Source organism: Nostoc sp., from assembly GCF_036917135.1.
Lineage (GTDB): Bacteria > Cyanobacteriota > Cyanobacteriia > Cyanobacteriales > Nostocaceae > Nostoc.
The window spans coordinates 12,346-28,253 of record NZ_JBALEA010000009.1 but is presented as its reverse complement, the minus strand read 5'-3'; the positions used below and the strand labels follow the sequence as shown (position 1 = coordinate 28,253).

The window sequence follows — 15,908 nt, the reverse complement described above, 5'->3', positions numbered from 1 at the left end:
TATATGCAGCCCCCGCTCAAGGTGGCTCTTTCAGGCAAATGAAAACACAGATTTTCTGCACCTGCGTGGGTCGCAATACTCGCCGTTGCGGCCATAATTTTAGTAGAGACGCGATTAATCGCGTCTGTACAGGAGTTAGGAGTTTGGAGAGACGCGATTAATCGCGTCTGTACAAGTTAGAAATTCTTCCTTCCGCTACTCCCCCTGTTCCCTCACTCCATACTCAGCAGTCATTGCTCAACACTGTGATGTCGCGGCTAGTAGCCCAGTCACGCAGTGATAAAACTGTGAAAGCCACCAAAGTACCCAGCAAAGCAGCTCCTATAGCTTGGTGAGAGACGGTGAGAGGCTCGACTTGGAGGTGTAATTTGAAAGTGGCGAATCCCAACAAGATTTGTAAGGTCAACAACGCACCAGCCATATTTGCCAGTCGCCGCAAGGCTGGATGTAGTGCTGGTGTCCGCCAACTGATAAATACCATTGCCAAGGTTGCCACTGTTGGCGGCACCAAACCAGCAATATGGCTGTACATTACAGTACAAAGTTGAGAACCGCCGAGACATTGGTGTAGCGCCCAGCGAGAGCCTACCAAAGCACCTAGCAGACTTTGCAGGTAAACCAGAACAGCAGCAGTTAAACCGACCCAAGGCAACTTACCAACGGTTCCATTCCCCTGATAGGGCGTGAGTGCTGTGCCGATAATCAAGAGAGTGCTAAAAAACAACAGCGCTGTGCCTAAATGGGCGGTAACGATATCAAACCGCAACAGTTCGGTAACGGTGAGTCCCCCTAAGATGCCTTGGAAGACGATTAAAAACAGGGCAAAGGTGGATGCCCAAGGCAGCCAAGAGGGTAAGAAACGACGACGCCACCAGGACAAACCAAAAAGTGCGATCGCGCTTAAACCAATTAAAGCTGCATCCAATCTGTGAAACCACTCCAGAAACACTTGGAAATTCATTTGCTTGGCTGGCACAAGTTCGCCATAGCATAATGGCCAGTCTGGGCAAGCAAGCCCAGCATTCATGACGCGGGTGGCACTGCCTATGGCCATCAAAATTAAGGTGGCTATGCACATTTTCCACACCAAGCGCCGAATCATTTCCTTGGGCTTTTGCTGCCCAAGCGCCGCTTCATTTTGTTGTTGTAGGACAAATTCGCTCATGAATGATACCTTCTGCCCGCTCTTGGTGGCTCTCTTCAAATTTTCAACAGGTAGCGCCCAGGATTCCCCAACTTCCACGCAGCAAGTTTGGGAGGAATGGGCGCTCCGGGACTGGGTACTGGGTACTGGGGACTGGGCAAGAAAATATGAGTAAGATTTGGTTAGGGACTGAATCCGCATCTAAATCTTCCCCTCTTCCCAGTCCCTAGTCCCTAGTTCATTTTCTTTTAGCGTCCCATCTTCACCCTAGCGTATAGGCTAAAGGTTTATAGATTAGCACTCACTTATACTTTGAATCACTCCAGCAAAGTTTTCCCTGAAGCTTTAGGTATTTTTCAAGATGTGAGAAATTGATAAATGGCAATTAATTTCAAGATCCTAAATTTTTTATTAAATTTTTAGATTGATTTACATCTATTTTTGGGGTTAGATGATATTAGACTCTTACTCAAGATTAGTAAAATAGTCAAAAAAATTAATAAAAATTTCAGACCTTTGGACTCCATCTCTTACAGCCTAGACTACCTTAGTAAGTGGGCAGCTTTAAGATAACGTAGTAAATTCAATTTAAGTAAGCCGTGAAGATCCCAAGTTCAATCTGGACATTACTCATTGGCATCGTGCTAACGCTAGCCAGCCTTTGGTACGGTCAAAATCACGGTCTGTTGCCAGCAGCAGCCACGGATGAAGCCGTTTTGGTGGATGGTCTGTTCAACGCGATGATGATCGTTTCTACAGGTATATTCCTGCTCGTTGAAGGTATTTTAATTTACTCTGCATTTAGATATCGTCGGCGTGCAGGTGACAATGAAGACGGCCCACCAGTTGAGGGCAATGTACCTCTAGAAATTCTTTGGACGGCGATCCCAGCAATTATCGTTATCGGTATTTCTGTTTACAGCTTTGATGTCTACAACGAAATGGGTGGCTTTGATCCCCATTCCATCCATGAAGCACCGATGAATCAGGAGTCGATGAAAATGCCAGGGCATGGAAGTGCCATGGCCGCAACTTTAAGCGATACACCTCCTGGCATCGTACCCAACCTCAATCAAGAAAAATCTGATCAGGCAATGGAAGACCCAGCTACCGCAGAAGTCCGCAATGCTGACCAAATCCCCCAACTGCGGAATGCCCCAGGTGTCGGTATTGTTGCCCCAACAATTGGGGATAGTCCCAATCAAGCAGGCAAACCAGCAGAATTACAGGTAAACGTCACTGGTTTACAATATGCCTGGATTTTCACCTATCCTGAAACTGGTATCACTACAGGTGAAATGCACGTCCCCATCGGGCGAAAAGTGCAAATCAATATGACAGCCAACGATGTCATTCACGCCTTCTGGGTGCCAGAATTCCGCATCAAACAAGATGCGATCCCCGGTAGACAAAGCGAGATTAGCTTCACCCCCAAAAAAGTAGGAGATTATGTCCTCATCTGTGCTGAACTTTGTGGCCCCTACCACGGTGCGATGAGAGCGCCAGTAGTTGTTGAGCCAGAAGAAGCCTTTGACAAATGGGTACAAGAACAGTTAGTTGCTAGTAAAGAAACACTAAATCAAGCGATCGCTGTTAACCCTGCCGATCTATCCCCAAATGAATTCCTCGCCCCTTATACCAAGGACATGGGAATTCAGCCAGAAATCCTCCATCAAGTTCACCATTAGTCATTGGTCATCGGTCATTAGTCATTAGTCTAAATAAATGACAACTGACAAAGGACAACTGACAAATGACAAAGGACAAATGACAAAGGACAAATGACAAAAGATAACTAACGACTATGACACAAGCTCAGTTGCAAGAAACTGCCAATATCCCCGCCCTTCTTGAGGAACCGGGGATCAGAAAATGGCAAGACTTCTTTGGCTTTCAAACCGACCATAAGGTGATTGGGATTCAATACCTCGTCACGTCGTTTATTTTCTACTGCATTGGCGGCGTAATGGCTGACTTGGTTCGTACTGAACTACGAACTCCAGAGGTAGATTTTGTTACCCCGGAAGTCTACAATAGTCTGTTCACACTGCACGCCACGATCATGATTTTCTTGTGGATCGTGCCAGCCGGGGCAGGATTTGCTAACTATCTAATTCCCCTGATGATTGGGGCAAAAGATATGGCATTTCCTCGGCTGAATGCTGTTGCCTTTTGGATGATTCCCCCTGCGGGTGTGTTGCTAATCGCTAGTTTGGTGGTAGGCGATGCACCAGATGCCGGTTGGACTTCCTACCCTCCCCTGAGTTTGGTAACAGGACAAGTGGGCGAAGGCATTTGGATTATGAGTGTCCTGCTACTGGGTACGTCCTCAATTTTGGGGTCGATAAATTTCCTGGTGACATTGCTGAAGATGCGTATCCCCAGCATGGACATACACAAAATGCCCTTGTTCTGCTGGGCGATGTTCGCCACTTCAGCGCTAGTTTTGGTATCGACTCCAGTCTTAGCAGCAGGTTTGATTCTACTTTCCTTTGACTTAATTGCCGGGACAACATTTTTTAACCCAACTGGCGGTGGCGACCCAGTAGTATACCAGCACATGTTCTGGTTTTACTCCCACCCAGCAGTTTACATTATGATTTTGCCCTTCTTTGGCGCAATTTCAGAGATTATCCCCATTCATTCCCGCAAGCCGATTTTTGGCTATAAAGCGATCGCTTATTCTTCTCTCGCTATTAGCTTTTTGGGGCTAATTGTTTGGGCGCACCACATGTTTACCAGTGGTGTTCCCGGTTGGTTGCGGATGTTCTTTATGATCACCACCATGATCATTGCCGTACCCACGGGAATTAAAATATTTAGCTGGTTAGCAACTCTATGGGGTGGAAAAATCCAGCTTAACAGTGCCATGCTATTTGCCATTGGCTTTGTTGGCACCTTCGTCATTGGCGGGATTAGTGGCGTGATGTTGGCAGCAGTGCCCTTTGATATTCACGTTCACGACACTTATTTTGTAGTTGCCCACCTGCACTACGTTTTATTTGGCGGTAGTGTGTTAGGGATTTTTGCTGCCATTTACCACTGGTTCCCGAAAATGACGGGACGGATGGTAAACGAATTTTGGGGTAAGGTTCACTTTGCCTTAACAATTGTCGGTTTAAACATGACCTTTTTACCCATGCATAAGCTGGGTTTAATGGGCATGAATCGCCGGATCGCCCAATATGACCCCAAATTCACCACACTGAACGAAATCTGCACTTATGGCTCTTATATACTGGCGATTTCGACATTCCCCTTCATTATCAATGCCATTTGGAGTTGGTTATATGGCGAGAAAGCAGGTAATAATCCCTGGAGGGCGCTTACCTTAGAGTGGATGACTACCTCACCACCTGCGATCGAAAATTTTGATCAAACCCCAGTCTTGGCTACAGGCCCCTACGACTACGGTTTAGAAAAGGCTGATGAAGGTGTACCTTTATCTGATCCAAATCCATTTTTATCTGCTGGGCCAAATTCAGTATTAAGAGCAGAACCAGACCCAGCAGTTGCCGCAAATCCTGAAGACCGGAAATAGAGTTAGGAGTGATGAGTTAGGAGTGATGAGTTTAATAAAGTTGTTAGTTAAAAATTTTTAACACCTAACTTTTAACACCTAATTCCTAACTTTTAACTCCTAACTCCTAACTCCTAACTTTTAACTCCCCACTCCCCACTTAATCAAAATTCATGCAAAGTCAAACTATTGACCCAGCTAAAACCGAACTAAATCATCACCACGCGGCAGAAGCGTCCGTCGGTCATCACGAAGAACATCCAGATCATCGCCTGTTTGGGCTATATGTCTTCCTGATTGCTGAAGGGATGATTTTTATGGGACTATTCGGAGCCTACTTAGCTTTTCGTGCTACCTTGCCCGTGTGGCCGCCAGCAGGTACCCCAGAATTAGAACTATTGCTACCTGGAGTCAACACCATCAATCTAATTTCTAGTAGTTTTGTCATGCACAATGCTGACACTGCGATCAAAAAGAACGATACGCAGGGTGCGCGAATCTGGTTAGCAATTACAGCTCTGATGGGTGCTACTTTCTTGGTAGGTCAAGTATATGAATATACCCATTTAGAATTTGGTTTAACTACCAATTTATTTGCTAGTTCATTTTACGTTTTGACTGGTTTCCACGGATTGCACGTAACTATCGGCGTTTTGGCAATTGTTTCTGTGTTGTGGCGATCGCGCGTTCCGGGTCACTACAGTAACGAAAAGCACTTTGGTATTGAAGCAGCCGAAATCTACTGGCACTTCGTTGACGTGATTTGGATTATTTTGTTCGGATTACTGTATTTACTCTGAGTATTAATTATTTAGTTGCTCATTCCACGCGAACAACTTAATCAGCCCCCAGTAGGGGGCTTTTTTTGTGACTATATGTATAAGGGACTGACAACAAATAAATTCTCCAATCTTGTGGGGTGGGCAACATGAGCGCCTTTGTATATGGGCGGGCGGAGACACCCACCTCACAAGAAGTAGTTAGAGTATTTTTTTTAGAAGTCCCTAATCAATCCAATATCTGTTTTTTAGCCCTATCCATGAAGCTAGATGATCGTGTGAACTAGTGTAAAATTTACTTAATATATGGTTATATTGCTAGAATTATTACAACAACTTCATAACAACAACACGCCCATGAAGCCTGAGAAGCTGACTAGCTCAAATACCAACTAAATCTAGCGGCAGGGATTCATAACCTCACCTAAGCTCGGAATGGTCAGTAAATTAAGAAGTAGTAGACGCCGGATGAGCCAGAACCCTCTAGTGCGAAAAACACTCCGAAGTCGCTTTGAGACTGTCAAACTGCCAAAAAGCGAGGGAACTGATAATACTTACTTGTTAAAAGGTGCTATAGATAACAACCATCAATCCTCTATCCCCGGAAAAACCCTTCGCAATCGCTTTGAGATTGTCAAACACTTAGGAAGTGGAGGATCTGGTGATACCTACTTAGCCAGAGACTTGGATTTACCAGGACATCCTCATTGTGTGGTCAAACATTTCCACCCAAAAGATTCAAATCCGGCAGTTGTAGCGATCGCTAAAAACCTATTTGGCCGAGAAGCGGAAGTTTTATACCAGCTAGGCAACGACCACGATCAAATTCCGAGACTGTTTGCCCATTTTGATGAAGATGGAGATTTTTATTTAGTCCAGGAATTTATTGACGGTCATTCCTTAAATCAAGAAATTATACCAGGTCAGCGTCTAAGCGAGAATGCAGTCTTAAATTTATTAAAAGAGATCCTCGAAGTACTGGCCTTCGTCCACCAAAACAAAATTATTCACCGAGATATTAAGCCTCAAAATTTAATGCGGCGGTACTCCGATCAGAAGATTGTGCTAATTGACTTTGGGAGTATTAAGAGAATTGGTGCTTTGGGTGCAGGGTTAACAATTACTGTTGGCACTCCTGGCTATATGCCAAGCGAACAGGCTAAGGGAAAGCCAAAACTTTGCAGCGATATCTATGCACTAGGGATGATTGGTATTCAAGCTTTGACAGGTTTAATACCTGAGCAACTACCAGAAGATCCCAATACTGGAGAAGTCATCTGGCGCGATCGGGTAGAAGTAAGTGACGCTCTGGCAAATATTTTAGATACAATGGTTAGCGATCGCTACAACCAGCGTTATTATTCTGCCACAGAAGCTTTGCAAGCCCTTAATTCCGATCTGGCGTTGTCACAGTCCTCACAATCTGCTGATATCAATCAAAACGCTGATGATACTTATTTGCTAACTTATAGAAACTTTATTTTGCTGCTGGGCATAGGTCTTGGTGCCACCACTAGTTTGATAGTAATAATTTTAATATATACATTTATTAATACGGGAACATTGCTTCCCAACCAACCTACTCAACTAAAGAGGTTTCTAGAGAAGTTTGTTGAATCACGGTTAACTAATACCAATAGCGTAGTAGCCAAATCAGCAGCTCACAGGGGAGTCTGTCAAAGCAATTGCACCATTACAAAGACTACCAAAGAGCAGATTTGATTTCAGTACATTAGAAAAAGTTAATCATCTAATATCAATCATAAAACTAGCTATTAGAGGATGTTTTAAAAGTCCTCTGCTCGTTAGCAAAAGGTTTTAGCTCCCCGCTAAATACCCTTCAAAAGGAGGACTTTGATTCTTCCCAGTTTTGAAGAGGGGTAAGGGGGGATCAACAAGTGTCTAAAATTACAGGCAAGCACTTTTAAAACTGGCTATTAACTAGCTATGACAGATTTACTTTGAATCTAAATATTTAAAGATTACTGTCGGATAAATACTTAGGTATTCCTGTAAGATAAATACAATAAACAATATTTAAAGATATGGACAATACAAATCAAAGAAAAGCTTTAATTAACAGCGAAATCGCCCTCTTTCTCAGAGGTTTGATTATTGGTAAAGTGCTGACACTTATGGTTATTGGCGGGTTGCTTTGGTGGTTACTGAAGCCAAATTTATTGTCCCGCAACAGCGTTGACTCTTCCTCTAATCAAAGTTTAAACACCGTCTCTACTAATGCATCCAGTTTTCAAACCGTTGCTGATGTCCCCCCTGCCTCATTTAACTACGGAGGCAGTACAGCTTGGGCATCTATCCGACAATTAGTAGATTCTCAGATCCAGAGCGCTCGCCCGGAACTACAATTGCGTTACCTAGACCCGATTACTGGTAGCCCTGGTTCTAGCTCAGGTATTCGGATGTTGCTTGATGGGAAACTAGACTTTGCTCAGTCCTCCCGCCCTCTCACAGATGAAGAACAAGCTATGGCAAAAGAGCGAGGCTTCACCCTTGAGCAACGTCAGATAGGTATGGATGGGGTAGCAGTGGTAGTCAATCCATCACTCAAGGTGTCGGGTTTAAGTGTTGAACAATTGCAGCAAATTTATTTGGGACAAATTACTAACTGGAATCAAGTTGGTGGTCCAAACCTACCCATCACAGCTTTTTCTCAACGACCAGAGGATGCAGATACCGTAATATTCCCTAGTAACAGCAACTTAAAGGGGCAAGCACTTGGCTCTAATGTGCAGTATGTCTACTCTACTACAGACGCAGTGCGCCAACTCAGTAAAACCCCTGGTGGTGTGTATTATGCTTCTGCCCGTTCAGTAGTCTTTCAATGTAGTGTGAAGGCTTTGCTATTGGGTAGCACTTCTGGTCAACTAATTGCCCCCTACCGCGAACCAATGGTATCACCTGAGCAGTGTCCACGTCAGCGCAACCAGCTAAATACTCAGGCGATCAAAAATGGCAGCTATCCCATGATCGCTAATTTGTTTGTGATTATTAAGCAGAATAAAGGTCCAGAACAGCAGATTGGGGATGCTTATGCCAAACTTTTATTAACGGATCAAGGGCAAAAGGCAATTGAGCAAGCTGGTTTTGTTGGGGTTCGCCAGTAGCTCAAGTTGTTAGTTATTGTTGAGTGCGATCGCGCCATGCATATTCATGGGTAAGCAAGTTCGTAGTAGAGCTAGAGCGATCGCAAAGATAACCAATAACTTGGCAATTCACAGTAATTTTAGAGTAACAACCAGGGGATCAAGGAGAACCCGCACTCTACATCACAGATCATTCAAATCGCGACTTCCTCTGATTCTTCGATTTCGGAAATACCTACTAGGGTTACAGGTGGACGGTTAGGAAATTCAACAACAAGCCGTAACTCACCTCCCATCGCAGCAATGTACTTCCGTAAAGTTGAGAGCATCAAATCAGTACGCTGTTCCAGACGAGAAATATTCCCTTGGTCAATTTGCAGAAGTTGCGCCATCTGTTCTTGAGTGAGTTTGAGTGCGAGTCTTAATTGCTGTCGGGTCATTTCTTCGGCGATGAGCAAGTTAGATTCTTCTTCAATCTTTTTGCGTCGTTCTGGTGATAACTGTTCTAGTTTTTCCTTTAAAGTTTTCCCCATCGGTTATCCTCACTTTTACCTCTTGCTGAGTATTGAGTTGAGCTAAGTGTGCGTCAAATCTATCATCAGCTGTTTTGATCAGTTGCTTATAAAAACGACTTTCACTACTACCTGATTTGTCACCTGCAACTAGCAATATTGCATTTCGTTTTGGGTCGAATGCAAACGCGACCCGCCAAACACCATCTGCTGCTTTAAACCTTAATTCCTTCATGTTGCTATGGCGAGAACCTTTAAGCGTATCAACATGAGGTCGTCCTAGTTCAAAACCAAAAGCTTCCAAAACCTTTGTATAGGCAAGTAACTTGTTTTGCACTTCTTCTGGTAGAGCATCAACTTCTGGCTCAAAATCCTGATGAAATTCAACAACCCAACTCATTAATTATGCACTCAAATACATATATTTTCCAGAGTATATTACAAATGATGTTGGTTTACTGATTAGGGAATTTGTGTATATTTTATTTAAGTATACTGAAAAGTCAATCCACAAGGATTAGGGTACAAAGTGCGATGCTTACGGCGGTAAACTACGCGTTTTTCACCACATATCATTGAAATCCCCAACTTCTCTGAAAAGTCGGGGATCTAGGGGAAGCGATCGCACTCTCCATTATTCTCCATTGCTGCGGCAAGTTTTTCTAGATTATGACGAACAGTGATACTACGGAGATGATTTACCCCCCAAACTCGTTCATAAATGTCTAAAGCTTGGACATAAAGAGGTTTTGCTTCGCCGTAACGTCCAGTTTCACGATAAATTTCTGCCAAGTTGTTGAGACTTTCGGCAACATTGGGATGATTTTCTCCCAATAGATGCTTATCAAGTTCCAAAGCTTTTATACATAAAGATTCCGCTTCATTGTAACGCCCCTGCTCCCTGTACATATAACCAAGAGCGTAGATAGTATCAGCTAAAAGCGGATGCGCTTTTTGTAATACACGCTCCTTGAGTTCCAATGATTGCAAAAACAAAGATTCAGCTTCACTGTAGCGTCCTTGAGCGCGGTATATTAAACCTAAATTGTGCAAATCTGTTGCAACATCGGGATTCTCCTCTCCCAAAAATCGCTTATCTAATTCTATTGCTTGTTGCGACAATGGTTCAGCTTCACTGAAACGTCCTTGATGATAATAAAGTAGCGCTAAATTATTCAGTATCAGAGCGAAAGAAAGATGATTTTCGCCAACCAAACGTTTTTCGATTTCTAATGATTGCAGATACAGAGGTTCTGCTTCGTCATAACGTCCTTGTTCATCATATAGTAGCGCCAAATTGTTCAGACTGACGGCAATATCGGCATGGTTTTCTCCCGACAGGCGTTTCCTCAGTTCCAAAGCTTGTTGATACAGGAGTTCCGCTTTACTATATTGTCCAGTAGATTTGTAGAGTCCCGCCAAATTATTCAGGCTAGTAGCAAAAGAAGGATGATTTTCGCCAAGCAGACGTTTCCTCAATTCTAAAGCTTGTTTATATAAAGGTTCGGCTTCGCTGTAGTTTCCTGTTGCACGATATATTCCTGCTAAATTATTGAGGCTAGTAGCTAAATCTATCTGCAAACCTAATTCATTTTGTAATTCACTCGCCTGACGCCAATACTTGATTGCTAATTCCTGTTCTTCTTGATAATTTTGAGATTCACCCCGATCTAATCTGCTGCGGTAAATATCACCTAACCTGGAATACAAGGTAGCTAAGGTAGGATCTTTTGTACCCTGTTCCTGTTCTACTTTCTCGATTAGCCTTTGTAAATCTTGGATGGGTAAGAAAAAGGGGTTATTTTCATTAGTATCTGTGCTGGCTAACTCTGTGTCTCTAAAAACAAAGCGGATATTTTCTAGTTCTTTACCAGGAATAGCATTCGTCTTTTTAGATTCAAACCGGAATACACCATTGCGCCAACTCCAAAAATCAGGAGCTTTTTTAATCAGGTTGACTAAAATTTGGTTAGTTACCCAAAGCACGATCGCAAAAGGAAATTCGCGCAATCCTTCCCTTGTCCACTGTAAATAACCAAAGAATTTCTCCTGTTCAGATTGCTCATTTCCCAATCTGAGAAAATAAAGTTGTTCAGCACCCGTCACAGTGATCACCACCGGGTTCTGCTGACGGAGATATTCTTCTTGCTGTACCAGTTGGTTAAGAGCAGCTTTGAGGCTCGGTTCCTGACGTGGTAAAGTTACTCGATATGGACGAAACTTAGGTTGGAGTTCGGCTTGATATTGGGTAATAATCTCATCACGAAAGCTAGCATCATCGCAAACCGCAATCAGTAAATTTAATCCCCGCTTTTGAGCTTCAATAGAAACAATTAAATCATCATAGGCATCTCGATTTTCTCCCTCATCATCTAAGAAGTCTTCATTTAACATCAATGGCTCCCTGTCTTCTCAAGCTTTCGATAATAATTGGATGAACATCATACCAAGTTTCATCAGTGCGATATTCTAGAACATACAACCCATGTAGCAAATCTAAAAACTCTGCTTGTTTGGGGTCATTAGGCATAAATTGTTCATAAACACTCTGCAAAATATCTATATCAACCTTTCCTAAACGGATGGAAAAATCATTGCGGATTTTATTGATTGCTTGAAGAAGAATTTTATCATCAATGATCACTTCGGCTGAGGGATTTCGCCGGATCATCCGCAAACAAATACGGCAACATTCCTTAGAGATCCGAATTAACTCTCGCAATACGCCACCACTGTAAATCACAATTTTTTCAGCAGTTTCTGCCGCGATTAATTCACTGGGAATCCGCTTTTGTAAAACTTCACCGAGAATCTTGGTTGCTTCCAGGCGAGGTTGGGCGTTAGGGAAGCGATTTTTACCTTTCTCAAAAATTTTTAAAACAGGCATTGCTACGACCTGATCGTTAGTTTCAGTGGTAATTATTGTGCTGATAAATGTTTCCCGAAGTACGGCGATGGGGATAGTGTAGATAATTTGAAAGTTAGGTTGGCAAAGGGCTTTAATGTTATCTCGATAAATTTCGTTCACTCTTCCTAAGTCAAGTTTATCTAAATCATCAATAATTACTAAAACGTTTTGTTTAGTTGCAGCTTGAATTAGAGCAGCAATTTCATTAATTCTGGCAACTAAATCTGATAATTTGCGTTCAAATTCTTGCTTAATTTCGTCCCGAACGCTAGCATCAGCTTTTAATTTAGAACTAATCAACTTTAGGAGGTCAAAACCTATTCCACCTTCTATCTTAAAATTTGATTCTTCAGTGCGAGTGCGGGTAGCAAACCACTGATATAGAGCTTCTTTAGTAGATTGAGGAATCTCAACTTTACGTGCTTCTGCCTCTGTCATTAAATTAACTGCGATCGCAAACAGTATATTAATATGATTAACAGCCGACATCTCAATTTTGTCAGCAATAGAAAAGAGAACTACAAAATATTTATCTTGAATTTGTCTACTAAACTCAGCTAGCAAAGTAGACTTACCACATCCCCGATGTCCTGTAAAGACAATTTTGCCATCTCCATTAGGACTATCTTCCACTAATTGGTTCAGGTCTGCAATCAAATCATCACCATATTCGACTTTAAATCTTTCCATTTCGTTCCGTTCCATCAACGGAAATAGTTCGAGATTGCTGTATGCTTCTTGAAAGGAGTTTAATAAGTCTTCAGACATTGGATAGTGCCGTAAACGTGCTAACTATCCATATAATGGCTCATGATTTTTTAAGTAGAAGTTTAGCTAATTACAATTTTCCTAACTATGTCAATAAATGACTACTAGGTGATACTGTCTTATCTTTTTAAAGAGGATACTTTCCTTTGCACAATCCTAACCGAAAAACAAGTAATAGAGGTGAATATAAATAAGAGTGAATGATATATTATACATTCAGAAAATATAAATAAATAATAGATTATACATTTGAAATAGTGAAAGTTACCTAACAAATCAAGAAAATTTAATTTTCATTTATAAAATAAAATTTTTAGCCTGCTTTGCTTCTGCATCCTCTTCCTACCTTTGAGAGGATAGGTTTTTCGATGGATGGAATGTGGAGATTAGCTAGATTTTAGAGTTTTAATTAGTCTAGGTATTTCTACGATGGGCGTAGCTGGGGCAGCAATGACGGATGCTTGGAGAAGATTTAGATGCCTATGTGCAAAACAAGCCCAACCGGAGTGGTTATGGCAGATGATTGCTGAAGCTGTCGAAAGGGAGCAGCCAGCCCAATCTTTTCAACGTAAAGGGGGTGAGATTTTAGCGGCAAGTATATCAAGTTTGGTAATCAGTTATGCTGTTCAGTGTCAGAATTAGTTGATACTTCAGGTTGAATCTCTTGCTTGTTAGCGAGTTGCTCATAATGTTCTTTGTCGCGGTATTTAATTGTTCTCATAGGTTGATTCCCAACAATTGCTAAAGGTTCAACATTGGCAGTGACAACCGTACCAGCCGCCACAATCGCACCATCTCCAATGGAAACTCCCGGAATAATTAGAACATTTCCACCAATCCAAACATTGCGACCGATGACAACAGGTTTATGAATGTAGACATTATGTTCATAAGGCAAATCATTACTTTGATAGTCGTGGTTTGCAGAGAGGATAACCACCTTCAATCCAATTGTGGTATTGTCGCCAATTGTGATTCCACCACGGCCATCTAATAAGACATCTGGTCCAATGTATACTTTATTCCCCAGAGATACATTTTGGGGATGGTCAATTTTAATATCTCCCTTAAATCTTAGACCAGAGCCACAAAATTTTAATTGACTCTTCAATTCTTGATGCTTGTATCGCCTGATTTTGGTTTCTAGATGTTCTCCCCACCGTACCAGACGAGGTACTAACCATTGTTGCAATAGTCGCTCTAATTTATTCGTAATTTTATTTTGGATCTCTTTCATAAAACCTCACGAATACTCAAATCGTTTCCTCCTCGTCTTGTAACTTACAATAGCGTAGCGTTAGCGAGTCCGCGAGAATTGTCAAGTAGTTGAAATCTTGTTAACCTTTATGCTTAAAATTGTACAAGAGGTTTATTTAGCATCTACCAAGAGCTAAAGTTTACCCTTTGCAGGACTCTCCCAAGCAATGCTGACTGAAATTTTGCCTTTCCACTTTGAGTTAGACACGATCGCGATCGCTGGAGCGAGTTTGTGGTCATTGGCGCTATATCTAGGTTTTTCCAGAGTCAATCAATGGCTAATCGAGCAACTCAATCGCTGGTTTAACTTTGCAGAGCGATCGCTTTACACCAGCCAATCAGAATTTGAAAAGACTCGTAAAGCTAGAGAATCCCAAAATGCTTTCTACGCCTCACTGTTTAGCATTGTGCCTTTTTTGGTAGTTGGCGCTTTATTTAACTGGGTTCTGGAAATTAGTTTAGGTGATAGCTGGGGAATTAGTACAGGTATACTTGCCTGTATGGGTGCCGGAATTTATGAACTGGGGCGAAGGGATGGAGAATCTTCGGATTAAGTGAAGATGAGGGGGAGGGGGATGATGTTGATGTTGCTGCCTCATCTCCCTTTACTTCCCAATCTCCTCGCCAACAATCTGTGCTATCTTCTGGGCTGCACCGCTTTCACCGCGAATGTTACGCAGTTTAGTGCGGATATCAGCCAATTTTTCTGGATGCGCCAAAAAGTCTAAAACCATCTCCCCAACTTCTTGCGGTTGAAGTTTACCCATAAGTTCTGGCACTATTTCTTTCTGTGCCCAAATATTTGGCCATGCTAATAAACCTTTGCGTCTGACGAATCTCAGGAATAACCAATTAATCACCTTAGCGCATAGCGTACCTACCCCTGGCAGATTTGCCAACAACCCAGGTAAACCATCCCAAGAACGCATAGCGTCAAGTTGCTGAGTTGGCAGCAAAACAATCATTGGCACTCCTAAAGCACCGAGTTCGGCAGTGTTTGCCCCCACTGTAGTCAAACAGATACAACACTGGGATAATAAGTGATAGGCAGGATTTTCTTGCCACAGTTCCACAGTTAAGCCCGTTGTTGTTTTGAGCAATGCCTTGCCTCTACCGTCCTCTGGGACAATTAAGGAAGCATCCTCAAAGCCAAAGATTTTAGCAATAGGGTTCTTTTGAAGATCGGCAAAACTAGCTAAAGTTTGTAAATTTAAAGTTGGGGCTACAGGAATGACAAACTTGGTTTGAGGTCTTTTTGCCTGGATGTATTCGGCAATAGCTAAACATAATGGCACACCTTGGGCTAATTTTGCTGCTTTTGATCCAGGGAGTAAACCAATCAATTCAGTTGTGAGTGATAGATTTATAGGCAGAAGGGAATTTGAATCTAGGCTCTCACCTGCTGCTTCTAACATTAAATCACCTACAACGGTGAATTTGTGAGCATATTTCTGAGAGACAGCTTTAGCAACTTCGGGTTTCATGATTCCAAAGTGGTCAATCCAGTTGTGCCATCTGGCTTCCCATTCGGCGTAAACTACTGTGCGATATCCCAGCTTTTTGCCTATAACTACGGGGAAAATTTGATCGCCACCGAGGAAGACAACTACACCTTGACTTCTCCAGTCCCAATTATCAAATGTTTTGCCCCAAAGCAAAAATTGCCAAAAATGCTCTGCTCCCTGTACTCTATCTACTTCTGGGTAAGAAAGAGCGATCGCAGCTTCTTTACCACTGGCATTTGAGCAAGGTGATAATACTACAGAAATCCTCACTACAGAAAGGTCATACCCTAGTTTTTGTCGCAACGCCTTGACTACTGGACGCACCCAGGTTGTTACCTCCCCTGGTCCGTTTGATAGGATGAGAATATCTACTTGAGTCATTAGTTAATGGTCAGCAGTTAGGGGCTATTA

The 15,908-nt window shown here is 42.4% G+C and carries 14 protein-coding genes; 7 read left to right on the top strand and 7 right to left on the bottom strand.

The window, feature by feature from the left end; translation table 11 throughout:
• Window positions 1–223: 223 nt before the first annotated feature.
• Entirely contained in the window at window positions 224–1,165 is a 942-nt protein-coding gene (locus V7K50_RS01905) for a COX15/CtaA family protein (protein WP_334956732.1), read from the bottom strand.
• A gap of 578 nt (window positions 1,166–1,743) precedes the next feature.
• On the opposite strand from V7K50_RS01905, the gene V7K50_RS01900 reads away from it, so the two are divergent.
• From V7K50_RS01900 to V7K50_RS01880, 5 genes are all read left to right on the top strand, one after another.
• Complete coding sequence (locus V7K50_RS01900; RefSeq protein ID WP_334956730.1) at window positions 1,744–2,832, top strand: cytochrome c oxidase subunit II; 1,089 nt, start codon at window positions 1,744–1,746, stop codon at window positions 2,830–2,832.
• 116 nt (window positions 2,833–2,948) lie between these two features.
• Complete coding sequence (gene ctaD / locus V7K50_RS01895) at window positions 2,949–4,685, top strand: cytochrome c oxidase subunit I (RefSeq protein ID WP_334956728.1); 1,737 nt, start codon at window positions 2,949–2,951, stop codon at window positions 4,683–4,685.
• A 152-nt stretch (window positions 4,686–4,837) separates the two neighbouring features.
• The gene (locus tag V7K50_RS01890) at window positions 4,838–5,464 is read left to right on the top strand and encodes a cytochrome c oxidase subunit 3 (protein WP_334956726.1); all 627 of its coding nucleotides are present in this window, start codon (window positions 4,838–4,840) and stop codon (window positions 5,462–5,464) included.
• A gap of 447 nt (window positions 5,465–5,911) precedes the next feature.
• A complete protein-coding gene (locus tag V7K50_RS01885) occupies window positions 5,912–7,165 on the top strand; it encodes a serine/threonine-protein kinase (RefSeq protein WP_334956724.1) in 1,254 nt (417 codons plus the stop codon).
• Window positions 7,166–7,488: 323 nt separating this feature from the next.
• Window positions 7,489–8,568 (top strand): PstS family phosphate ABC transporter substrate-binding protein, encoded by a 1,080-nt coding sequence (locus V7K50_RS01880; protein ID WP_334956722.1) that lies wholly within the window; start codon window positions 7,489–7,491, stop codon window positions 8,566–8,568.
• 173 nt (window positions 8,569–8,741) lie between these two features.
• Here V7K50_RS01880 and V7K50_RS01875 read toward each other — a convergent pair whose 3' ends face one another.
• The 4 genes from V7K50_RS01875 to V7K50_RS01860 all read right to left on the bottom strand — a co-directional run bounded on the left by V7K50_RS01875 (window position 8,742) and on the right by V7K50_RS01860 (window position 12,735).
• A complete protein-coding gene (locus V7K50_RS01875; RefSeq protein WP_334956720.1) occupies window positions 8,742–9,080 on the bottom strand; it encodes a helix-turn-helix domain-containing protein in 339 nt (112 codons plus the stop codon).
• Window positions 9,019–9,459, bottom strand: a complete 441-nt coding sequence (locus V7K50_RS01870; RefSeq protein WP_334956718.1) for a type II toxin-antitoxin system RelE/ParE family toxin — start codon at window positions 9,457–9,459, stop codon at window positions 9,019–9,021. Before V7K50_RS01870 ends, V7K50_RS01875 begins: the two co-directional genes overlap by 62 nt.
• 209 nt (window positions 9,460–9,668) lie before the next feature.
• Complete coding sequence (locus V7K50_RS01865; protein ID WP_334956716.1) at window positions 9,669–11,453, bottom strand: tetratricopeptide repeat protein; 1,785 nt, start codon at window positions 11,451–11,453, stop codon at window positions 9,669–9,671.
• Window positions 11,443–12,735 carry an ATP-binding protein gene (locus V7K50_RS01860; protein WP_334956714.1) on the bottom strand — a complete coding sequence of 431 codons (1,293 nt, stop codon included), beginning with the start codon at window positions 12,733–12,735 and terminating at the stop codon, window positions 11,443–11,445. The genes V7K50_RS01865 and V7K50_RS01860 overlap by 11 nt, the downstream gene beginning before the upstream one ends.
• Window positions 12,736–13,164: 429 nt before the next feature.
• Here V7K50_RS01860 and V7K50_RS01855 point away from each other — a divergent pair, with 429 nt between their 5' ends.
• Window positions 13,165–13,377 carry a hypothetical protein gene (locus tag V7K50_RS01855; protein ID WP_334956712.1) on the top strand — a complete coding sequence of 71 codons (213 nt, stop codon included), beginning with the start codon at window positions 13,165–13,167 and terminating at the stop codon, window positions 13,375–13,377.
• Here the strand turns inward: V7K50_RS01855 and V7K50_RS01850 are convergent.
• Window positions 13,349–13,972, bottom strand: a complete 624-nt coding sequence (locus V7K50_RS01850; RefSeq protein WP_334956710.1) for an acyltransferase — start codon at window positions 13,970–13,972, stop codon at window positions 13,349–13,351. The genes V7K50_RS01855 and V7K50_RS01850 overlap by 29 nt on opposite strands.
• Before the next feature lie 187 nt (window positions 13,973–14,159).
• Here V7K50_RS01850 and V7K50_RS01845 point away from each other — a divergent pair, with 187 nt between their 5' ends.
• The gene (locus V7K50_RS01845) at window positions 14,160–14,546 is read left to right on the top strand and encodes a hypothetical protein (protein WP_334956708.1); all 387 of its coding nucleotides are present in this window, start codon (window positions 14,160–14,162) and stop codon (window positions 14,544–14,546) included.
• 51 nt (window positions 14,547–14,597) lie between these two features.
• Here the strand turns inward: V7K50_RS01845 and V7K50_RS01840 are convergent, their stop codons facing one another.
• On the bottom strand, window positions 14,598–15,878 hold the full coding sequence (locus tag V7K50_RS01840; RefSeq protein ID WP_334956706.1) for a lipid-A-disaccharide synthase: 1,281 nt from the start codon (window positions 15,876–15,878) through the stop codon (window positions 14,598–14,600).
• Between the last annotated feature and the right edge of the window lie 30 nt (window positions 15,879–15,908).